Here is a 21529-nt window from a genome sequence, read left to right on the forward strand (position 1 = left end):
AGTCACCTCTGTTGGTTCTCGTCGGGGCCGGCACGATCAACGGAGATCGAACCGGTCGTCCGGACTCAGTCTCAGACGCCGGGTGACGACGTCGCGGGCGACCTCGACGACCGGCTTGTCGTGCGCGAACGAGTGCGCGCGCAGTCGCACCAGCGCCTCGTCCATGCTCACTCCCAATTGGACGGACAACATCCCGGTGGCCTGGTGCACCTCGGCACGCCGGAGCGGCATTCCCTCCGGCGGAGGACCTTCGGCGTGGACGCGGGTCAGCTCGTCCAGCACCAGCGACATGACGATGTCGGTCACGACGTGCGCGTCGGCCACCTGTTCTGAAGTCAACGGTCCTGGGCTCGTCCTGTGCAGCACGAGCGCGCCCAGGTGGATCGCGCCGCTGCGCAACGGGAACGCGAACACCGCCCGCGCCCCGGTGGCGCGGGCGGACAGCGCGAACAGCGGCCACCTCTGATGGTTGTCCCAGGAGTCCAGGTCTCTAACCAGGACAGGGACACCGGACCGCAGGGAGTGCTCGCACGGCCCCTCACCGAGCACGAACCGCATGCTCTCGAGGAGCGTGCCGATCTGGTTCGTGGCGTAGCTGTACGCGTTCCGGCCGGTGCCGCGCCTCAAGGTCAACTGAGCTCCGCTCACCCCGAGCAACGCCACGCTCGCTTCGCACGCCGCCTCGCTGGGCGTCGCGACACCGCGATAGGCCGCGTGGTCGGTGAGACGCGCCAGCACCTCGGCATGGCGCTCACCGCTCACGGCGCGTCCACGGGTGTTGTGCGCGCCTCTATCCGCTCGGCGAGGTCGAGCGCGCCGGGGTGGGCGTGATGTCCGCGTGCCTGGACGGCGAGCGGGCGGAAGCGGTCGCGCACGCGGGCCGAACCCACGGCGGCGGCCGCGTCGAGTGCTCGCAGCCCGGTGCCGACCCCGACGTCGACGTCTCCCTCGATCAACTGGTCGGTGGACAGCAGGACCAGGCTGAGGATCCGGCTGCGGACCATGTCCTCGTCGTAGCCGTTGACCGCCGTGTGGAGCAACGGAACCGCAGTTCGCGCGTGGTGCCGCCCCGCGGTGCCCGCCAGGGTCGTGTGCACCGCTCCCGCCATGGCCGACAGATCGGACTCGGTGAAGAACCTCGCCCACCCGGCCACATCGGCGCGGTTCGCGGCGGTGAACTGGTCACGACCGCGGTCGAGCAACGTGAGTGCGCCGTACTCGTCGCCCTTGCTCGCGCACGCCCACGCCGAGTTGACCGAAATGAGGCCTGCGGCGAGCCGGTCGCCGGATCGGGAGGCCGCGAGCCGGCCGAGGTCGAAGTACCGCAGCGCCTCGTCCAGGTGCCCGTGGTGCAGGTAGACCCGCCCGAGGCGATAGCAGACGTTGGCGATCAACCCGTCGTCACCGGCGATCCCGGCCAGCGCGAGCGCGTGCGAGAAGTGGTTGTGCGCGTTGGTGACCAGTCCGGCGTCGAAGCAGACCCACCCGGCCAGGTTCCGCAGGTCGGCCATGGCGACGTGCAGCCGTTGCCGCACCTGCACGGACGCGGGAGCGGTGAGCAACGGGAGGTTGTCGCGGATCCGCCGCCGCACCCGGTCCAGGCAGGGCTCACCGCCGTGGCGGTAGTCCAGTTCGCGCAACGCGCGGATTTCCTCTTCCAGACGCGTGACGTCGCCGAGACCGATCATGACAGGCAGCACCCCAGACCAGTGTGGTGGAAGTGGCACCGCCAGGGGCCGGGGCGGGTGTCGCTTTCTCACCTGACTCGGGCCAGGCGCACCGTTGATCTTAGTGCGCGGCGATCCCGAGTTACGCCGCCGTTCGGACGTCGCCGGACGCCTTGAGCTTGCGCGCCATCCGCTCCGGCCGAGGCCAGCGGACGGCGGTGGCCCAGCCGAAGATCTCGAACACCCGGATCAGCCGCGCGGAGATGTCGATCTGACCGCGGCGAACGCCGTGCCGTGCGCAGGTGGGGTCGGCGTGGTGGGAGTTGTGCCAGGACTCGCCCATGGACACGATCGCGAGCGGCCAGAAGTTGGCGGACTTGTCGCGCGCCTCGAACGGCCGGTCGCCGATCATGTGGCAGATGGAGTTGACCGACCACGTGATGTGGTGCAGCACGGCTACCCGCACGAGACTCGCCCAGAAGAACGCGGTGAGCGCACCCCACCAGCTCCAGCTGATCAGCCCGCCCGCCACGGCGGGCGCGAGGAGCGTGGTGGCCGTCAGCACGGGGAACAGGCGGTTGACGCGCTGGATGTCGGGATCGGCGAGCAGGTCGGGCGCGAAGCGGGCGGCGTTGGTCAGTTCGCGGCGGAACATCCAGCCCATGTGCGCGTGCCAGAAGCCCTTGGCCAGTGCGCCGATCGACGTGCCGAACAACCAGGGGGAGTGCGGATCACCCTCGCGGTCGGCGAAGGCGTGGTGCCGGCGGTGGTCGGCGACCCAGCCGATGATCGGACCCTGCATCGACATGCTGCCGGCCACCGCCAGTGAGATCCGCAGCGCGCGGTTGGCCTTGAACGCGCCGTGGGTGAAGTAGCGGTGGAACCCGATCGTCACGCCGAGGCACGTCAGGCTGTAGAAGAAGACGGCGAGACCGACGTCGGTCCAGCCCAGGCCCCAGCCCCATGCGAGCGGGACCGCGGCGGCCACCGCCAGCGCCGGCACCACGGTGAAGAGCTTGATCAGGAATCTCTCGAACGGGGAGTTCTCACCCGCCAGCAGCGGCTGTGGTGCGGCCTGCACGCTGGACGGTGTGGTGCTCGATGTCGTGCTCACGTCGCGAACCTCCGGGACGGCGATCTCGTCGGTGCCGCCGGGGTCTCGGGCGAACGGGAATGGCCGGCGCGGGCAACGATGCCGAAGCGCCGGCACCTGGTGTCTACCCGGAGTCGCGGTGGCGAAACCCCGCTGAGCCGGTGCGCTGCTACAAAGGTCGTGCGGCGCGCAGCCACAGGTCGAGGTTGAGGGCGAAGTCGATGCCGGAACGGGTGGCGTGGTCGGTGACGGGCCGCTCGAGGCGGTGTCGCAGCCGCGCGGGCTCCAGCAGCGTCCACACCGGAGCCGACGGGGTGGCGAGCAGGTCGTGCGCCTGCGCGGAGATCTTGCGGTGGTACGCCGGGTCGTGCGTGATCGGATAGGGCGCCTTGGTGCGGCCGATCACGCTCGCGGGCAGCAGAGGGGCCACCGCGGCCCGCAGCAGCGACTTCTCGCGGCCGTCCGAGGTGTGGTGCGTCCACGGCGCGTTGAACGCGTACTCGACGAGCCGATGGTCGCAGAACGGCACGCGCACCTCCAGCCCCACGGCCATGCTGAGCCTGTCCTTGCGGTCCAGCAGGTGTGGCAGCCAGCGGGTGAGATGCAGGTACATCACCTCGCGCATCCTGCCCCCGCTCTCTCCCGCGAGCCGGGGCACCTCGGCGAGGGCCTGGCGGTAGAGCGCCTCGCGGTGCGCGGCGATCCCGAGCTCGGTCGTGACGTCGTCGCGCAGCAACGCCCGGTAGGTGCCGCTGTGCCCGGTGAAGTACCGCCACGGGTAGTCGTGGGCGCCGACGCGCTCGGTCTCGTGGAACCACGGGTAGCCACCGAAGACCTCGTCCGCGCTCTCGCCGGAGATCACCACGGTGGTGTGCTCGCGCACTGCCCGGAACAGCAGGTAGAGCGAGACGTCCAGGTCGCCGAGCGCGGGCGCGTCCTTGGCGGACACCACGGCCTGCCGGTGCTGCGGATCGGTCAGGTCGGCGGCGCCGAGAACGATGTCGCGGTGGGTGGTACCGCAGTGCGCCACGACATCTCGCACGAACGGACCGTCCGGAGTGGACCGCAGGCCGGTGCCGGTGAAGTGGTCGCCCGCGAAGTCGACGGAGAACGTCCGCAACGGCGGCATTCCACCCCGTCGCGACGCGCGCTGGCCGAGCGCGACGAGTGCGCTGGAGTCCAGTCCGCCGGAGAGCAGGGCGCCGAGCGGGACGTCGGCCTGGATGTGGCGCGTGGTGATGTCGTCCAGAAGATCGGCGACGTTCGCGACCGTCTCGCCGAGGTCGTCGTGGTGCGGACGTGCTTCCAGCTGCCAGTAGCGCTGCTCGTGCACCCCGTTCGCGTCGAGGATCACGACGGTGCCCGGCCGGACCTCGTGCACGCCCTGGAAGAGGCTCGTTCCCGGAGTGTGCACGGACGCGAGGAAGTCACGCAGCCCGTCGGCGCTCGCGGAAGGGGTGACGAGACCGCTGGCGAACAGGCTCTTGGGCTCGGAGGCGAAGAGCAGACCGGCGCCGTGCCGCGTGTAGTGCAGGGGTTTGACGCCGAGCCGGTCGCGGACCAGGACGAGCCGGCCGCGCAGGTGGTCCCAGACGGCGAAGGCGTACATGCCGTTGAGGCGGGAGGCCGCGTCCGTGCCCCACTCCAGGTAGGCGTGGAGGACGACCTCGGTGTCGGTGCCGGTGCGGAACTTGTGACCGCGCCGCTCCAGTTCGTCGCGCAGTTCGCGGTGGTTGTAGACCTCACCGCTGTAGGTCAGCGCCACGACCGGTTCGTCGCCGTCGTCGGTGAAGACCATGGGCTGCTGTCCGTGTGCCGGGTCCAGCACGGCTAACCGGCGGTGACCGAGCACCGCGTGCGAGCCGGCCCAGACGCCGTCTCCGTCAGGTCCGCGTGACGCCATGGCGTCGTTCATCCGCTGGACGCGTAAGCGCATCCCGGGGGAGGGGTGGACGAGATCGGCCCAGCCTGCGATGCCGCACATCGGCTCACGGTTCTTTCGATCGGTGATCAGGAACGGGCCAATGAGAGCAGCAAGATCGACTGGTGGTCCAATTAGGACACCCGAAGTGATGACGGAGAGATCTTGATGAACACCTGCGAGCCGATCGCGATCGTCGGCATGGGCTGCCGCTTCCCCGGCGCGGACAGTCCCCGGCGGCTCTGGGAGCTGGTGCTCGGCGAGGTCGACGCGGTGACCACCGGCCGGTCCGACGGCGACGCGCCGGAGTTCGCTCCGGAGGACTACTTCGTCACCGAACGGGAGAACGCCACCCTCGACCCGCAGCACCGGGTGCTGCTGGCGTGCGCGCGCGACGCGCTGGCCGACGCCGGGCTGTGCGACGAGGCGATCGCGGGCCAGGACGTCGGCGTGTTCATGGGGCAGAGCACCGGTGAGCACTGGGATCGCCTGCGCGGTGAGACCACTGTGGACATGTACGCGATCGCGACGGCCGCCGCACGGGGCATGGCGTCCGGCCGCGTCAGCTACGCCTGGGACCTGCGCGGTCCCTGCGCCACCGTCGACGCGGCCTGCTCGTCCGGCACGCTCGCCGTCCACCTGGCCTGCCAGAGCCTGCGCACCGGCGAGTGCGACACGGCATTGGCCGGCGGTGTCAGCCTCGTGCTCGGCACCGACCACACCGACGGCTACTCCGCCGCCGGAATGCTGTCCTCCTCGGGCCGCTGCCGCTTCGGGCACGAGGACGCCGACGGTTTCGTGCGCGCCGACGGAGCCGGAGTCGTCGTCCTCAAACGGCTTTCGCGAGCGCAGGCGGACGGCGACACGATCCACGCGCTCATCCTCGGCAGCGCTCAGGCCAGCAAGGGCCGCACCGCCAAGGCGATCATCGCGCCGTCCGTGGAGGGCTACGTGCAGGTGATCACCCGCGCCGCGGTCGTCGCGGGCGTCACCCCGGCCGCCATCGGCTACGTCGAGGCGCACGGCAACGCCGCTCCGGCGGGCGATCGGCTGGAACTGCAGGCCATCGGTGCCACCATCGGCGTGCACCGCGACGAACCGTGCCTCGTCGGTTCGGTCAAGACCAACATCGGCCACCCGGAGGCCGCGGGCGGGATGGCGGGGCTGATGAAGGCGGCGTTCGCGGTGCGGGAGCGCACGGTCCCCGCCAGCCTGCACAGCGATCGGCCCACGTCGCAGATCGACTGGCCGGGCCTCAACATCGCGCCGGTGCCCAGCGTGACACCGTGGCCGGGCACCGGACCGGCGATCGCCGGAGTCAGCAGCTACGGCCTGTCGGGCACGTTCGTGCACCTCCTCGTCGGCGAACCACCGTCACCGCTCCATGGCGTCGACCAGAGCGCTCACTGACGTCGTCGCCAGGCCGATGGTCGCGTCGCTCGCGCCGTACGGGATCACCAGGGTGTCGTCGTACAGCAGGCCGCCGCACGAGTAGACGACGTTGGGCACGTAGCCGTCGCGTTCGGTGGAACTGGGCACCAGCAACGGTTCCGGCAGTGTGGCCAGCACCTTCCAGGGCTCGTCGAGGTCGAGCAGCATCGCGCCCATCGAGTAGAGCCGCATCGGGCCGACGCCGTGCGTCAGCACCAGCCAGCCCTCGGGTGTCTCGATCGGTGAACCGCAGTTGCCGACCTGGACGAGGTCCCAGTCCCTGGCCGGCACCGCCACCGGCCGCGGATCGTTCCACGTCCTGATGTCGTCGGTGGTCGTCACGGCCGTGCTCTCGCCGTCTCCGCGGGACAACGCCGCGAACCTGCCGCCGATCCGCCGGGGGAACAGCGCCATGCCCTTGTTGCGTGCCGCGGAACCGGTCGTCTGCGACACCCTGAAGGTGCGGAAGTCGTTGGTCTGCAACAGTTGTGGCGCGACGTCGACCCCGTCGTACGCGGTGTAGGTGGCGTAGTACGTCTGATCGCCGTCGTCGTCGGTGAAGAGGACGAACCTCGCGTCCTCCATGCCGTGGCGTTCGGACGGGCCGATCGGCCAGAGCACCCGCCCGCTCACCACCGAGTCCTCCGGGAACTCGGTGGTGTAGTTGCACGCGGCGATCCACCTGACGAGCTCGACGGTCCGGTGGGCCGCCTGCCTGGCGACCAGCTTCGGGTGCAGGCCTGCCAGCAGTTCGTCCAGTTCGGCACCGGTGAACTTCGCGGGCAGCCACCGGTTCAGCACGGCGGAGACCTCGTCGTCGTGGCCGCGATCGGCCAGCTTGCCCTGGAAGAGGCTCTTCTCGTAGATCGAGTCCCGGTGCAGGCCGGTGCTGATGATGCCCGGCTGCGGATCCACGGTGAGCACACCGCCGGGACCGGCCAGCCCGGTCCGGAAGCCGATCGAGGACAGGTGTCCCTCGCCGATGCCGCGGACGCTCAGCACGAACCGCACTTGTCCCGGCGCCGTCCCGCTCTGGTCCGGGTGCGCGACCATGGACGGGTTGCACAGCGCGGCGCCCTCCACGGCGTACTCGTGGGTGAAGTACGCGCCGATCAGCAACCGGCGGGACTCGGACAGGCCGGCGTCCGCGGACAACCGGTGGCTCACGCTCTCGAAGTTGTCCGCGAACGTCACGCGGACGTCCCGGTGCCGTCCCGCGAACAGGCGGACGGTGCGCTCCAGCGCGGCGCACGCGGTGTCCTCGTCGAGCGCCATCACCCGCCGGATCACGGCCGCGGACCGCGACTCGTGCTCAGGAACCTCTTCTCCCGGCACGAAGAGCTTGGTGATGACCCGTCGCGGGTCCGGTCGCAGCCGCAGCGGGCTGCGCGTGACGCGGGCGTTCATCCGGTGCTCTCCAGGAGCGTGCGCAGGTGTTGCATGGTGGAGATCAGCGCCAGGGTCGACTCGGCGCCCTGGTTGATGTTGGGGCCGTCCGGGGTCAGGCCGTCGTAGCCGCCACCGGTCTGCTCGTCGTGCATCACCGTGCCGAGATCGTTGTCGCCGTTGAACCACGCGATCGAACGACGGACACCCGCGAGCCACCGGGGGTCGGCGGTGATCCGGTAGGCGCGGGCGCAGGCGTCGGCCATCGCGGCGGCCTCGATGGGTTGCTGGTCGAACGCCGGGCGCGACTCGCCGAGCGACCACCCGCCCGCCGGTACCGGTGAGAGGTGGAAGTCCGTGGACTCCACGGCCAGCAGCCAGTCCAGGAGCCGCAGGCCGTCGTCGCGGATCTTGTCGTCCGAGAGGAGGTCGCCTGCGGCGATCAACGCCTCCGGCAGCACGGCGTTGGCGTAGAACAGCCGGTTCTCCGGCCACGGCCAGTTCTCGTCGGGACGTGGTGCGCCGACGTACGACGTGATGTCGCCGAGCAACTCGGCGGCGGGAGCGTGCACGGGGTCGGCGGCCAGCACCTCGGCGGCGCCGAGCGCGGCGAATGCCATGGTACGCACCGATGGCGGACGGTGCCGGGCGCCGCGGTCGAAGCACTCCAGCGCGGCCTGCCGGACCGCGGGCACGGGGGAGCGGGCGGCGGCGGTGCCGAGCCCCCACAGCGCACGTCCCCACCAGTCGCCCAGCCCCGGCTCGTCCAGCCAGACGCGGGCGGGACCGAGCCGGTTGTGGAACCGGCCGTCCTCGCTCTGCGCGTAGGCGACGAAGGCGAGGTACTGCTCCGCCAGGGCGGTCAGCTCGGCGGACAGGTGCGGTTCGCGGCTCAGCACGACCAGGCCCCTGGCGACGTCGTCGAGGCAGTAGCCGTGTTCTATGCGCGGCAGCGGGCCTTCCGCGTGCTCGTACAGGCCGGTGTCGTCGCTGAGCCGGACGAGGTGGGCGAAATCGGGGCCGTTCATGTCGTCACGACGACTCTGGCGGTGAGCTTCTCCGCCACCAGGTTCTCAGCGAGCCGGCGATAGCGGCCCGCCACGGCCGCCCAGCTCAGCGCCGGACCCAGGTCGGCGGAACGGTCGCGCATCCCGGCGGCGAGCCCCGGCTCGGTCAGCACCCGGCGCAACGCCGCGGCGATGGCGGCCGGATCCCGGTGCGGCACCAGGAGACCGGCGCCGTCCGCCAGCAGTTCCACCGCGTGCGGGAACATCGTCGCCACCACCGGTTTCCGTGCCGCCAGCGCCTCGACGAGCACCCCGGACGTGACCTGCTCCGACGAGTCGTACGGCAGCAGGACGACGTCGGCGCGGCCGACCAGGTCCGCCAGCGCCTTCGCCTCGAGGTAGGCGGGGGCGAACTCGACCAGGTTCGCGACACCGGACTTGGCGGCGTGCTCTCGCAGGTGCGTCCGATAGGCCTCGCCCTCGTGGGCGAGCACCTTGGGATGGGTCTGTCCCGCCACCAGGTAGCGCGGTCGCAGGTCGCGCAGCGCGCCGAGCGCCGCGATGCCCCACTCGACGCCTTTGCCGCGACCGAGCAGACCCCAGGTGAGGATCAGCGGCTCGTGTCCTGGCGTGCCGGGCACGGTTCGGTCGGTGGGGACGGCGCCGTGCGGAATCACCACGACCTCGCCGGGTCGTTCGACCGCATAGCCGGCCAGGAGCCGGTCTCGCGCCGCCTCGGACATGGTGACCACGGCGTCGGCGTGGTCGACGACGGCTTCGAGCACCTGACGTTGCCCTGGCGTGGGGGAGGTGAGCACCGTGTGCAGCACGACGATCACCGGGACCCGCAGCCGGGCGAGCACGCTCAGCGCCTCCGCGCCGTCCTGGCCGGCGTAGATCCCGTACTCGTGCTGGACCACCACGACGTCGCAACGGTTGAGCACACGGGCGGCGGAGTCCACCGCACCGGGAAACATGTGGTGCACCGCCGGGGTCGTCGCGACGGCGCCGGCGTCCGCGTCCGTGAGAACGCGGACGACCCGGCTCCTGCTGCCCGGCGTGGCGGCGGTCAGGTGACGCCGGAGGGCGGCGGTGAACGTGGCGAGCCCGCATTGCGTGGGCGGATACGTGCTCATGAAGCCATAGGTGCGAACCATGAAGCGGACGGCCTTTCGGGTCGGCTGCCGAGCAGAAGTCCACAGAGGACTGTCTTGGGGTGGCGGTCAGCCGTGCTGTGTCACGGCCGCGTTCGCCAGGTCGGCGGGTTCAGCGCGGGAACGGTGGTGGCGGGGTCGGTCGCCAGGGGACGCCAGCCGCCGGGGAACTGCCCGTCGGACAGGGCGTCCGGCCTTCTCGTCATCCGCAGGTCGCTGGGTGGGGTGAGTTCGACACCGGTGCTGTTCGGGCCCGAGATCATCTCGGTTCTCCCGCCTCCGTCCGGACCAGCCGGGCGGGGTCGCTGACGCTCCGGAGGAGGCACCTGCTTGGTCGCCGATGCGCGAAATACCCTCGGATTTCTCACTCTACGCCCACGGTTCGCGCGCCCGGTTCGCGTCGGGTGACGGCCGGATGACATCGGCGTAGACCCGCACCAGCTCCGCCGCGACGCGATCCCAGGAGTACCGCGCGCGAATCCTCTCCTGCCCCGCGGCACCGAGCGATTTTCGCCGGGTGGTGTTGCGGAGCAGCGCTCTCAACGCCTCGGCGATCGCCCGCGGGTCCTGTGGCGGAACCCGGACGCCGGTCTGCTCGTCGACCACGGCGTCGACCAGACCTCCCACGGCGGTCACCACCACCGGGACGCCACAGGCCATGGCCTCGATCGCGTTGACGCCCAACGACTCGTACCGCGGCGTGCACGCCACGACATCCGCGGACCGCAGCAGGGCGGGCAACTCGGACTGGCGCAGCGGGCCGGTGAACGTGACCCGGTCCGCGACGCCGCGCGCACGGGCCAGCGTCCGCAGTCGTCTCGCCTCCGGGTCGCCGCGCAGCCGCCCGTTCACGGACCCGCCGGCGATCACCAGTTCGGTGTCCTCCACAGTGGACAGAGAGCGGATCAGGTCGTCGAATCCCTGGTGCGGAACCAGCTGGCCGACCGTCACGATGCGGCGGGTGCGTTCCCGCGGCGCGATCGCACCGTGGGGTGTGAACAGCTTCAAGTCGACACCGTGCGGAATCACGGACACCTTCGATCCGCAGATCCCCATCCTGAGCACGTCGTCCGCCTCGTCCGAGTGGGTGGCCACCACCCGTGCCACCTCCTGGCCGAGCAGTCGTTCGACCGCCAGGCCCCGGTGGGCGGCACCCAGCGTGTGGAACGTCTGCACCACCGGTACCTGCCGGTTGCGTGCTCCCAGCACCGCCGTGATCCCGGACAGCCAGCCTTGCGCGTGCACGACATCGGGCCGCTTCGTGGTCCAGTCGGCGCTGAGGAACCGGGCGAAGTCCGTGACGCGGGCGGTGGACTCGTCCTCGGCGAGCTTTCTGGAGGGGCCGGAGTGCACGTTGACCACCTCGTAACCGGCCTGGGTGCGCACCCGGTTCGGGGCGCGCGGCGCGGTGCGCCGGGTGTAGACGACGACCTCGTGACCGAGGCCGCACAGCGCGGCCGACAGAGCGGCGACGTAGGCGTTCTGGCTTCCCGCGCCGAGCTGACCGGGTGCTGTCAGCGGGCTGGCGTGCTCGGACACCAGCGCGATCCTGCCCATCGGTGGATCTCCTCACAGCGAGGTGACGAGTCCGCGGGGGCCAGGCGGTTGAACGGGTTCAGGCTACCGGCTGTCGCGCTGAGGAGCGAGGGTGTTACCTCTCGTGGCGGTACGTCCATCCACAAAGGACAATCGATTGGCTCCCGCCGCGGAGTAGTTCCGCGCCAGGTCGGTGGCTACGCGCTGCCACGAGTACCGCGCGTGCGCCCGGTCGTGCCCGGAGACGCTGAGCAGTTCCCGCTGCGTGGCGTCCGCGAACAGCGTTCTCAGGGCCTTGCCGATCGCGTCCGGTTTCCCCTGCGGGACCAGTACGCCGGTCAGCCCGTCCACCACGGCGTCGATGAGGCCGCCGACCGCGGTGGCGACGACCGGGACGCCGCAGGCCATCGCCTCCAGTGCCACGCCGCCGGACGACTGTTCGCGCGGCGTGCACGCCACCACGTCCGCGGACCGCAGCAGGTCGGGCAGGTCCTCGTACGGCACGTGGCCGACGAACACGACCCGGTCTCCGACCCCTGCCGAACGGGCGAGCGCGAGCAGCCGCTTCGTCTCCGGATCGCCGTAGACGTCACCCTGCGCGCCGGACCCGGCGATCACCAGCTCGGCTCCCTCTACTGTGGACAGAGCGCGGATGATGGCGTCGAATCCCTTGCGTGGCAACAGCCTGCCGACGGAGACGATCTTGCGTGGGCGATCGCGCTGCACGGGCCCGCGTTCCGGTGTGAACAGGTCGAGATCGACACCCCGCGGCACCACGGCGAGCTTCGACCGGTCGATACCCATCCCGAGCACGGCACGTGCCTCGGTCGAACAGAGCGCGACGACGCGGGTGACCTCATGACCGACGAGCCGCTCCACGGCCAGTCGTTTGGTCGAGGCCGGGCCGTTCGCGCGTTGGTCCTGCCGCTGCAGGGTGCCCACCGAGTGATACGTCTGCACCACCGGCACCGCGATGTCCCGTGCGCTCAGCACGGCCGCGATGCCGGACAGCCAGCCGTGGGCGTGCACGACATCAGGACGCCGCGCTTTCCAGGCGAGCTTCAGGAATCCGACGAAGTCCCCGATGTAGGCGAGTACTTCCTCTCCGCTCAGCTTCGTGGCGGGCCCGGCCGGCACGTGCACCACGTCGTAGCCGTGAGCGGTCCGCAGGCGTTGCGGAACGTGGGGGTGATCGCGCCGGGTGTAGACGACCACGTGGTGGCCGAGCGCGGACAACGCTGTCGCGAGCCCCGCCACGTGGAGGTTCAGGCTTCCGGCCCCGGACGCGCCGGGTTCGGTCAGGGGACTGGCGTGCTCGGAGACGAGCGCGATCCTCATCCGCGTGAACGCGACTGGCTCGGCACCGGCGGCCACGGTGATCTCCTCACGACGAGGTGACGAGACCGCGGGGTCCGGGCGGTTGCTGCTTCTGCCAGCGGGTTCAGGCTACCAAGGTCACGCCTCGGTGGGGCGGGGCGATGAAGACAGAAGATCGTCCGGACGAAGCTCTCCGACAACGAGTTCCCGCGCGACGTCCGCCAGGCGGCGACCGCGGTTGCGCGAGTACTCGCGCAACGCCTGGAAAGCCTTCTCCATCTCGAGGTTTCCGGCGAACGCGAGCACGCCCTTGGCCTGTTCGATGACGACTCGGCTGTTCAGCGCCGTCTGCAGTTGCTCGGTGACGATCTCACCGCGCCGGATGGCACGTTCCTGCAGGATCCCGATCGTCGCCGTGTCCGCCAGGGCACGTACGACCAGCAGGTCCTCCTCGCTCAGCAGACCGGTATCGCGGCGGAAAAGGTTCAACGTGCCGATGGTCTCGCGGCGCAACCGCATCGGCATCGCGTGCACCGAGGCGAAACCCTCCTCCATGGCGAGCGGCGCGAACCGGGGCCAGCGCTGGACCTCGGTCGACAGATCGGCGACCAGCACCGGCTCACCACTGTGGACGCAGTCCAGGCACGGACCTTCGCTGGCCTGGAGCTGGAACAGCTCGAGCATCCGCGTCTGCGCGGAGGAGTAGGCCACCACCCGCAGACCGCCGCGCTGGTCGGACAGCATCAACCCGGCCGCCGTCGCGTCCAGCAGCTGAACGCAGTGCTCCACTAGTTGGTGCAGCACGTCCACCACGTCGTAGTCGTCGACGAGGGTGTCCGCCAACTGGACGAACGCCCGGAGCAAGCGAGACTCCCGTTTGGTTCCGGACAGTGCTCTACCGGTCATCACCAGCTCCTGTCATCGTCGTCCGACGGTAGTGCTGCCCGCATCGGGGCGCCATCGACACCTCGTGCGCGGTCATCTGCCGAGTTCCAGCGGGGACAACTTCCGGCTCACCACGTCTTTGGCGACCTCGTCCAGCGATCTGTCCGTGACGAAGGCGTAGCCCCGCAGCCGGGCCAGGGCCTCCTCCGCGGAGATCTCGAGGGCCGCGATGAGCATGCCGGTGGCCTGGTGCACCTGTTCCCGTCCTGGCGACAGCACGTCCTGCAGTCCGTCGCCGTCTTCTCCCAGCAGCAGTCCGAGCAGCACCGCGGTCACCAGGTCGACGACCTCCAGCGCGACAGCGAGCTCGTCACCCGACAACCAGCCCGGCCGGCGGCGGTACAGATCGACCGCGCCGATGCCGATCGCACCCGCCTGCAACGGGAACGCGAAGATCGCGCCGATGGGCAGCGCGGCGATCGCCGCGGCGAACACCGGCCATTCGAGGGCCGATGCCTGGGGCAGGTCGGGAACCAGCACGGGTCTTCGCGTGGAGAACGCCTCGAAGCACGGGCCCTCGCCCAGGTTGAACTGCACGTCCTCGATCTTCGCCGCGATCTCGTCGCTGGCGTAGAGGGTCTCCCGCTCGCGCGGACCGCTCATCACGGAGATGGAGGCGCCGTCGACCGGCAGCACGTCCACGCACGCGCGAATCACGCGCGCCAACGTGTCGAGTTGGCTCTCGCTGTCACGAACGGCGGCCATCACCGTCGCTCGCGCGTGACTCAAAGCCTGACGAGGTCTGTCAGGTACGTGCACCGGTGGTCACACCACCGGAAAACGGTCGATCATCCACGGCTGGCACCGAATTCCTCCACCACGTCGACTGAACTCAGTCGTTCCTGGACGTAGCGAGGTCTAGGCGTACGCCTTGCGGACCGCATCAGGTTCAACTCACCCAGCTTACGGCTCCTGCCCGCGGGCCGTCGTTCAGCCTCCGTCAAGGGTGTGGAACCAGCACGAGGTGCCGATTGTCCTGGACGGGCCGATGTCCGTCGAGGGGCCAATTGCCGCTCAGCCGCCGGTCGCTTCCGGCCAGGCGGCCTGGGCCTGCGCGGCCGTGAGGTGGGTGACGAAGAAGCCGTCCAGACCCACGAGTGCCAGGGTGCGGGTGAGGTGCCGGGGCACGCCCGCCAGGGCGATGCCGGCGTCGGCCGCGTGCGCCAGGTTGTGGACGGCGATCAGCGTGGAGATCCCGCTGGAGTCGCAGAACCGCAGTCCGGTGAGCTCGACGACCACCTGCTGGCCGGCTCGCGGGGTGAGGGCCTCGACCGCTTGGAGCGCAAGGGGAGCGGTGACGGCGTCGAGGTCTCCGGTGAGTTCGAGCACCGGCCCGGCAGGGGTGTCGCGGGTGACGACGGTGAACTCGGTCATGACCGGCCTTCCTCGTCGAGGCGGACGCTCAGCGCGAGCAGCGCGGTGTCGTCGTCGACGCCGAAGCCCGCGAGCAGCTGGGACACGGCGGCCACGGTCTCGGTGGCACTGCTGACGTCGAGGGTGTCGGCGAAGTCGCGCAGTTCCTCCTCGTCGTAGCGGACGCGGTCGTGAGTCCTGGCCTCGGTGAGGCCGTCGGAGTAGAGCAGCAGCGTGTCGCCGGGCCGCAGGTGCACCTGGAGCTCGACGAACCGCGCGTCGGGTAGTGCGCCGATCAACTGGCCGCCCTGGGCGGTGAGCAGTTCGGCCGGGCCGTCGTGGCGGATCAGCAGCGCGGGCGGGTGTCCGCCGCTGGCGAGCGTGATCGTGGCGCCGCCCTCGGCGGGTTCCAACAGGCCGTGGATGGCAGTGCAGAAGCGCGGCGTGGTGCTGATCTGCTCCTGGATGAGCACCGTGTTGAGGTGCTCCAGCACGGCGACCGGATGCGGGTCGTACACGGCGGCCGCGCGCAGCGTGTAGCGGGCCAGCGACGTGACCACGGCGGCCTCCGCGCCCTTGCCGGACACGTCACCGAGGAAGAACGCCCAGGTGCCGTCGGCCAGCGGGAAGAGGTCGTAGAAGTCACCGCCGACCTCGTCGGCCGAGGCCGGGTGGTAGTAGGCGGCGACGTCCATGCCGGGGATGTGGGGCAACGAGGGCGGCAACAGGGTGCGTTGCAACGTCGTGGCCAGCAACTGCACCCGATCGCGTTCCTGTTCGGCCTCCTGCAGGGCGCGCAGCAGCTCCTGCTCGTAGGAACGGCGGTCGTGCGCGTCGAAGACTGTGGTGCGGATCAGCTCGGCGTCTCCGTTCGCGCTGGTCTTGACTGTCGAGCTCACCAGCACCGGCAACCGGGTGCCGTCGGCGCGCACCAGTTCCAGCGCGATGCCGCCGGCTTCACCGTGCATGCGCAGCATCGGCGCGAAGTGCGTCTCGTGGTAGATGCGACCGCCGACGGAGAGCAGGTCGGCGAACCGGCGCCGCCCGACCAGTTCGTCACGCCCGATGCCGAGCCATCCCAGCAGCGTTCCGTTGACCTTGGTGATCGTGCCGTCCATCGACGTGGACAGGTAGCCGCACGGCGCGTGCTCGTAGAGGTCCGCGAAGTTCTCGCCTTCGCGGGGGTCGCCGGCCTGGCGGATCACCGGGCACCCGCGAACCCGGCGATCGCCGCGGCGGTCTGCTCCGGGGCGCTCAGCTGCGGGCAGTGCCCGGTCGCGTCCAGCGTCACCAGGACACTGCCCTTGATCTGGTCGTGCACGAACTGGCCGACCTCGGGTGGCGCGATCGCGTCCGCCGAGCACTGCACCACGGCGGTGGGAACGGTGACGTCCGCGAGGTCCGCACGGTTGTCGGACAGGAACGTGGTGCGCGCGAACACCCGCGCGATCGCCGGATCGGTGCGGCAGAACGAGGCCTCCAGCTCGCCGGCGACCTCGGGACGGTCCGGGTTGCCGGCGATGACCGGCGCCATCGCCGCGGACCAGCCGAGGTAGTTCGACTCCAGCGAGTCGAGCAGTTCGTCGATGTCGGCGCGGGAGAACCCACCGCGGTAGTCGCCGTCGTCGAGGTAGCAGGGCGACGGCGTCAGCAGCACGAGCTTGGCGAACCGCGCGGGTTCGCGGTTGGCGGCGAGCACGGCGATCATCGCGCTGACCGAGTGCCCGACCAGCACGACGTCGCGCAGGTCGAGTTCCGCGCAGATGTCCAGAACGTCCTCGGCGTAGCCGGCGAGGGTGGAGTAGCGCTGCGGCGACCAGGCCGCGAGGTCGGACCTGCCGGAGCCGACGTGGTCGAACAGCACGACGCGGAACCGTTCGGCCAGTGCCGGTGCCACCAGCCTCCACAGGTTCTGGTCGCAGCCGAACCCGTGGGCGAGCAACACGGTCGGGTCGTCCTCGCGACCGATGTCGGTCACGTTGTTCCTGCGCCGCGCGTCCATGACCGCATCCTGTCACCCCGGTGCGGGTCCGGCGCCGGGCCTGCGCCGAACGGTTCGCGGCCGCACCTCACCTGATCCGGTGAAAGTCGTTGGCAGACGCCGAGATTCGGGCGTTCACACGGTCAGGTGAACGATTTGATCTTGGCGCCCGCTGTGCCTCACTCTGCCGCAATCCCACTACGTGCGAGCGAGAGGTGCCATGGAGCACGAGGCGAACTGGTTCAAGGGCGCGGTCTTCTACGAGGTTCTGGTCCGGGCGTTCAGCGACTCCAACGGCGACGGCACCGGCGACCTCCGCGGGCTCGCGTCCAAACTGGACTATCTGGAGTGGCTCGGCGTCGACTGCCTGTGGCTGCCGCCGTTCTACGCGTCGCCGTTGCGCGATGGCGGGTACGACATCAGCGACTTCCGTGCGGTGCTGCCGGAGTTCGGCACTGTCGAGGACTTCGTGTACCTGCTGGAGGAGGCGCACCGGCGCGGGATCCGGGTGATCACGGACCTGGTGCTCAACCACACCAGCGACGCACACCCGTGGTTCCAGCAGTCGCGGCAGGACCCGACGGGCCCGTACGGCGACTACTACGTGTGGAGCGACGACGACTCGCGCTACAGCGACGCGCGGATCATCTTCGTCGACACGGAGTCGTCGAACTGGACCTACGACCCGGTGCGCGGGCAGTTCTTCTGGCACCGCTTCTTCAGCCACCAGCCGGACCTCAACTACGAGAACCCGGACGTGCAGGAGGCGATGCTCGACACCCTGCGCTTCTGGCTCGACCTCGGCATCGACGGGTTCCGTCTGGACGCCGTGCCCTACCTCTTCGAGCAAGAGGGCACCAACTGCGAGAACCTGCCCCACACCCACGACTTCCTGAACAAGTGCCGCAAGGTCGTCGACGACGAGTTCCCCGGCCGCGTCCTGCTGGCCGAGGCGAACCAGTGGCCGTCGGACGTCGTGGAGTACTTCGGTGATCAGGCCGTGGGTGGCGACGAGTGCCACATGGCGTTCCACTTCCCGTTGATGCCGCGGATCTTCATGGCGGTGCGGCGGGAGTCGCGGTTCCCGATCTCGGAGATCCTGGCGCAGACGCCGGCGATCCCGGAGAACGCGCAGTGGGGCATCTTCCTGCGCAACCACGACGAACTGACGCTGGAAATGGTCACGGACGACGAACGTGACTACATGTACACCGAGTACGCCAAAGACCCGCGGATGAAGGCGAACATCGGCATCCGCCGCCGCCTCGCGCCGCTGCTGGAGAACGACCGCAACCAGCACGAGCTGTTCACCGCACTGCTGCTGTCTCTGCCCGGTTCGCCCGTTCTGTACTACGGCGACGAGATCGGCATGGGCGACAACATCTGGCTGCAGGACCGCGACGCCGTCCGCACGCCGATGCAGTGGACCCCGGACCGCAACGCGGGCTTCTCGTCGTGCGACCCCGGCCGGATCTACCTGCCGGTGATCATGGACCCGGTCTACGGCTACCAGGGCCTCAACGTCGAGGCGCAGACCCGCAACCAGTCGTCGCTGCTGAACTGGACCCGCCGGATGATCGAGGTGCGCAAGCAGCACCGCGCGTTCGGTCACGGGGACTTCACCGAGCTCGGGGCGTCCAACCCCACGGTGCTCGCCTACCGCCGCACGCTCGGCGCCGACGTGGTGCTGTGCGTGAACAACCTCTCGCGCTTCCCGCAGCCCGTCGAGCTCGACCTGTCCGAGCACGCCGGCGCCGTGCCGCTGGAGCTCACCGGCGGGGTGCGGTTCCCCGCGGTCGGTGAGCTGCCGTACCAGCTGACCCTGCCCGGTCACGGTTTCTACTGGTTCCAGCTGAGCTCCGACGTGGAAGGCGGCGACAAGAAGTGACGACGAGCGAGGCCGTCGAGGTCGTCCCGGCGCCCGAGCAGCTGGACCGCTGGCTGCACGCGCAGCCCTGGTTCCGCGCCCGCGGGCCGGTGGTGTGCGAACGAGTGACCGTCCTGCGCGACGGCGATCCGTCGCTGGTCCACGTCGTGCTGGCGTGCGCCGGGCGTCGGTACCAGCTGCTGCTGGGCGTGCGGGACGAGCTGCCCGAGCGTCTGGTGCACGCCCGGATCGGCAGCGCGGGCGGGCGCCAGGGGTACGAGGCGGTGTACGACCCGGAGCTGACGGCCGTGCTGCTCGACCACTTCGAGAAGCCCTCGGACGTGGCGGAGCTGCGGTTTCGCGGCGCGCTCCCGCCCAGGTACACCGCCGCGCCGGTGGGGCGGCCGTTCCCGGGACCGCAGCGCAACTTCTCGATCGTCTACGGCCGGCGGCACGTGCTGAAGTTCTTCCGCGAGCTGGTGCCGGGTGACAACCCGGAACTGGTGCTGCACAACGCACTGCACGGGATCGACGACCCGCACATCGCGCCGCCGCTGGGCGCGCTGGAGTCCGAACTGGACGGAGTGCGCACGACCTTCGCGGTACTGCACGAGTTCGTGCCGCTCGGCGCCCTCGGCTGGCCGATGGCCACCGCCAGCGTCCGGGACTTCCTGGCCGGCCCCGGCGCGGACCCGCAGGACGCGGGCGGCGACTTCGCCGCCGAGGCGCACCGGCTGGGCCGGGCCGTCGCGCGCGTGCACGCCGACCTGCGCGAGACGCTGGGCGAGCAGGTCGCCGGACTGGACGACGAGGCCGAGTTCGTCGCGGCCCTGCACCGCCGCCTGGACGCCGCGCTGACCGAGGTCCCCGCGCTGGCGCCGTTCGAGACGGGCCTGCGCGCCCGGTTCGACGCGGTGCTGACGACCACCGAACCCGTTCGGCTGCAACGGGTGCACGGCGACCTGCACCTGGGGCAGGTGCTGCGGTCGCCGCGCACGTGGGTGCTCGTCGACTTCGAGGGAGATCCGAACGGCAGCGCGGCGGAACGCGCCCGGCCACGCCCCGCCGAGCACGACGTGGCCACCGTCCTGAGGTCGCTGCACTACGCGGCGGCACAGCTGCTGGTCGGCGCGGAGGACGTCGCCACCCTGCTGCCCAGCGCCGCGCGGTGGCTGGAGCGCAACCGGACGGCGTTCTGCGACGGGTACGCGGAGCTGTCGCCGGACCTGCGGCCCGGCGGCGTGCTGCTGACGGCCGTCGAGCTGGACCGGGCGGTGCTGGAGGTGCGGCACGAGCACCGCTTCCGTCCGGAGTGGACGGTCATTCCGCTGTCCGCGATCGCGGAGGCGGTGACCGGAGAGCCCGCCTGGCTGGTGTGAGGGCTAGTGGTTCACGGTGACGACGATCTTGCCGATGTGGCTGCTCGCCTCCAGGTAGCGGTGGGCGTCGGCGATCTCGGCAAGATCGAACGTGCGGTCGACGGCAGGCTTGAACGAGCCGGTGGCGAGTCCCGCGTTGATGAACGCGACGGCGCGGCGCAGGCGTTCGGGGTTCCTGCTGATCGAGTGCATCGAGTACGTGCGGCTGGTCAGCTGCGGGTAGCTGCTCGCGTTGGGCAGGGGAGTGGGACGTGGGTCGAGCGCGCCGTAGACCACCAGGTGGCCGCCGGGAGCGATGGCCTGAGCGATGGTCTCGACGCCGGGGCCCGCGATCGGGTCGAACGCCAGGCGGACGCCCTCGCCGCCGGTGATCTCCTTGACGCGGGCGGGCAGGTCCTCCTCGGCGGTGACGACGACGTCGGCCGCGCCCGCGTCCAGGAGCCGCTGCCTCTTCGAGGCGTCGCGGGTGGTGGCGATCGGGACCGCGCCGATGTGGCGGGCGATCTGGACGGCGGCCTGGCCGACGCTGCTCGCGGCGGCGCTGATCAGCACGTGGTCGCCGGGACGTACCTCGCCGGACTCGAAAAGTGGTCCGTACGCGGTGATGTAGGCCATCCACACGGCCGCGGCCTGGATCGCGCCGACGTTGGCCGGGCGGGGGAAGACGGCGGAGGCGGGCACGATCACGTGGTCGCCGTAGGTGCCGTACCTGGTCAGTGAGAACGCCGGCACCACGGCGATCGGGTCGCCCTCGGCGACGTGTGACACGCCTTCGCCGACCGCCTCGACCACGCCCGCGGCCTCGTAGCCGAGCGTGGCGGGGAAGACCGGCTGTTCGTAGTAGACGCCCTCGCGGAACATGATCTCGGCCCGGTTCAGGCCGATCGCGTCCACGCGGATCCGCACCTCACCCGCGCCGGGATCGCCCACGGCGACGTCGCGGAGCGTCAGCACCTCGGGGCCGCCGAGCCGGTCGAACCGCACGAGCCTCGCCATGGTGGAGCCGTCCTCGGAGGTCGGGAAGCAGTACTGCCACCCTGCCCCAAAGTTTGATGGCCGTCAAACTTTGACGGCGATCGAAGTTACGCCTCGGCCTCCGCCGCGGTCACCACGGCCGGCAGCAGGCCGGGGAACCGGGCCTCCATCTCGGCCGTGCGCAACGAGTTCAGCTTGGTCGTGCCCCGGTAGTGCTGCCGGATCACGCCCGCCTCGCGCAGGACGGTGAAGTGGTGGGTGAGGGTCGAGTCCGACACCGGCGTCTCGAACGTGCCGCAGCCCTTCTCGCCGCCCGCCCGCGCCAGCTGGCACACGACCATGCGCCGGACCGGGTCCGCCAGCGCCTCCAGGGCCTGCTGCAACGTGACCTCGGACAGCTCAGGGTGCTCCACGGTCCGCGGAGTGGTGCGGGGACGTGCCACGGTGAACTCTCCTCACGACTTCGATGACGTTCATAGTACGACCGCCATCGAACCTTCAGCAGGCCCAGACTCGC

20 protein-coding genes are annotated in these 21529 nt (G+C 70.5%); 3 read left to right on the forward strand and 17 right to left on the reverse strand.

The window, feature by feature from the left end; genetic code table 11:
* Positions 1-36: 36 nt before the first annotated feature.
* The 4 genes from BM417_RS48180 to asnB all read right to left on the reverse strand — a co-directional run bounded on the left by BM417_RS48180 (position 37) and on the right by asnB (position 4744).
* On the reverse strand, positions 37-762 hold the full coding sequence (locus BM417_RS48180) for a GAF and ANTAR domain-containing protein (protein ID WP_177320779.1): 726 nt from the start codon (positions 760-762) through the stop codon (positions 37-39).
* Positions 759-1700 carry a hypothetical protein gene (locus BM417_RS48185; protein WP_177320780.1) on the reverse strand — a complete coding sequence of 314 codons (942 nt, stop codon included), beginning with the start codon at positions 1698-1700 and terminating at the stop codon, positions 759-761. Before BM417_RS48185 ends, BM417_RS48180 begins: the two co-directional genes overlap by 4 nt.
* 109 nt (positions 1701-1809) lie before the next feature.
* On the reverse strand, positions 1810-2781 hold the full coding sequence (locus tag BM417_RS35340; RefSeq protein WP_245822404.1) for an acyl-CoA desaturase: 972 nt from the start codon (positions 2779-2781) through the stop codon (positions 1810-1812).
* A gap of 148 nt (positions 2782-2929) precedes the next feature.
* Positions 2930-4744 (reverse strand): asparagine synthase (glutamine-hydrolyzing), encoded by a 1815-nt coding sequence (gene asnB / locus BM417_RS35345; protein WP_093603542.1) that lies wholly within the window; start codon positions 4742-4744, stop codon positions 2930-2932.
* A 105-nt stretch (positions 4745-4849) separates the two neighbouring features.
* Here asnB and BM417_RS35350 point away from each other — a divergent pair, with 105 nt between their 5' ends.
* Positions 4850-6091, forward strand: a complete 1242-nt coding sequence (locus BM417_RS35350) for a beta-ketoacyl [acyl carrier protein] synthase domain-containing protein (RefSeq protein WP_093603544.1) — start codon at positions 4850-4852, stop codon at positions 6089-6091.
* Here BM417_RS35350 and BM417_RS35355 read toward each other — a convergent pair.
* The 11 genes from BM417_RS35355 to BM417_RS35405 form a co-directional block, all read right to left on the reverse strand.
* Entirely contained in the window at positions 6056-7519 is a 1464-nt protein-coding gene (locus BM417_RS35355; protein WP_093603546.1) for a glycoside hydrolase family 130 protein, read from the reverse strand. The genes BM417_RS35350 and BM417_RS35355 overlap by 36 nt on opposite strands.
* Entirely contained in the window at positions 7516-8526 is a 1011-nt protein-coding gene (locus BM417_RS35360) for a glycosyltransferase (protein ID WP_093603548.1), read from the reverse strand. The genes BM417_RS35355 and BM417_RS35360 overlap by 4 nt, the downstream gene beginning before the upstream one ends.
* A complete protein-coding gene (locus BM417_RS35365) occupies positions 8523-9641 on the reverse strand; it encodes a glycosyltransferase (protein ID WP_218164668.1) in 1119 nt (372 codons plus the stop codon). The genes BM417_RS35360 and BM417_RS35365 overlap by 4 nt, the downstream gene beginning before the upstream one ends.
* A gap of 101 nt (positions 9642-9742) precedes the next feature.
* Complete coding sequence (locus BM417_RS35370; RefSeq protein ID WP_093603552.1) at positions 9743-9922, reverse strand: hypothetical protein; 180 nt, start codon at positions 9920-9922, stop codon at positions 9743-9745.
* Positions 9923-10028: 106 nt separating this feature from the next.
* Complete coding sequence (locus tag BM417_RS35375; RefSeq protein WP_093603554.1) at positions 10029-11216, reverse strand: glycosyltransferase; 1188 nt, start codon at positions 11214-11216, stop codon at positions 10029-10031.
* 63 nt (positions 11217-11279) lie between these two features.
* Positions 11280-12569, reverse strand: a complete 1290-nt coding sequence (locus tag BM417_RS35380) for a glycosyltransferase (protein ID WP_322789009.1) — start codon at positions 12567-12569, stop codon at positions 11280-11282.
* Positions 12570-12650: 81 nt separating this feature from the next.
* Entirely contained in the window at positions 12651-13418 is a 768-nt protein-coding gene (locus BM417_RS35385; protein ID WP_093603556.1) for a GAF and ANTAR domain-containing protein, read from the reverse strand.
* Positions 13419-13490: 72 nt separating this feature from the next.
* Positions 13491-14162, reverse strand: coding sequence for a GAF and ANTAR domain-containing protein (locus BM417_RS35390; protein WP_093603558.1), 672 nt, complete (start codon positions 14160-14162; stop codon positions 13491-13493).
* A gap of 309 nt (positions 14163-14471) precedes the next feature.
* Positions 14472-14831: an STAS domain-containing protein gene (locus tag BM417_RS35395; protein WP_093603559.1), complete on the reverse strand. Its 360-nt coding sequence runs from the start codon at positions 14829-14831 to the stop codon at positions 14472-14474.
* On the reverse strand, positions 14828-16015 hold the full coding sequence (locus tag BM417_RS35400) for a PP2C family protein-serine/threonine phosphatase (RefSeq protein WP_245822408.1): 1188 nt from the start codon (positions 16013-16015) through the stop codon (positions 14828-14830). Before BM417_RS35400 ends, BM417_RS35395 begins: the two co-directional genes overlap by 4 nt.
* Entirely contained in the window at positions 16012-16812 is an 801-nt protein-coding gene (locus tag BM417_RS35405) for an alpha/beta fold hydrolase (protein WP_093603561.1), read from the reverse strand. The genes BM417_RS35400 and BM417_RS35405 overlap by 4 nt, the downstream gene beginning before the upstream one ends.
* Positions 16813-17011: 199 nt before the next feature.
* On the opposite strand from BM417_RS35405, the gene treS reads away from it, so the two are divergent.
* Entirely contained in the window at positions 17012-18679 is a 1668-nt protein-coding gene (gene treS, locus BM417_RS35410) for a maltose alpha-D-glucosyltransferase (RefSeq protein WP_245822410.1), read from the forward strand.
* Entirely contained in the window at positions 18676-20037 is a 1362-nt protein-coding gene (locus BM417_RS35415) for a maltokinase N-terminal cap-like domain-containing protein (RefSeq protein WP_093603563.1), read from the forward strand. Before treS ends, BM417_RS35415 begins: the two co-directional genes overlap by 4 nt.
* Positions 20038-20040: 3 nt before the next feature.
* Here the strand turns inward: BM417_RS35415 and BM417_RS35420 are convergent, their stop codons facing one another.
* Together BM417_RS35420 and BM417_RS35425 are read right to left on the reverse strand one after the other, a co-directional pair.
* The gene (locus BM417_RS35420; protein ID WP_093603565.1) at positions 20041-21033 is read right to left on the reverse strand and encodes a zinc-dependent alcohol dehydrogenase family protein; all 993 of its coding nucleotides are present in this window, start codon (positions 21031-21033) and stop codon (positions 20041-20043) included.
* Positions 21034-21119: 86 nt separating this feature from the next.
* Positions 21120-21455 (reverse strand): ArsR/SmtB family transcription factor, encoded by a 336-nt coding sequence (locus tag BM417_RS35425; protein ID WP_245822411.1) that lies wholly within the window; start codon positions 21453-21455, stop codon positions 21120-21122.
* Positions 21456-21529 lie beyond the last annotated feature (74 nt).

Origin of the sequence: Lentzea waywayandensis, assembly GCF_900115955.1 — a bacterium.
GTDB classification, from domain to species: Bacteria; Actinomycetota; Actinomycetes; order Mycobacteriales; family Pseudonocardiaceae; genus Lentzea; species Lentzea waywayandensis.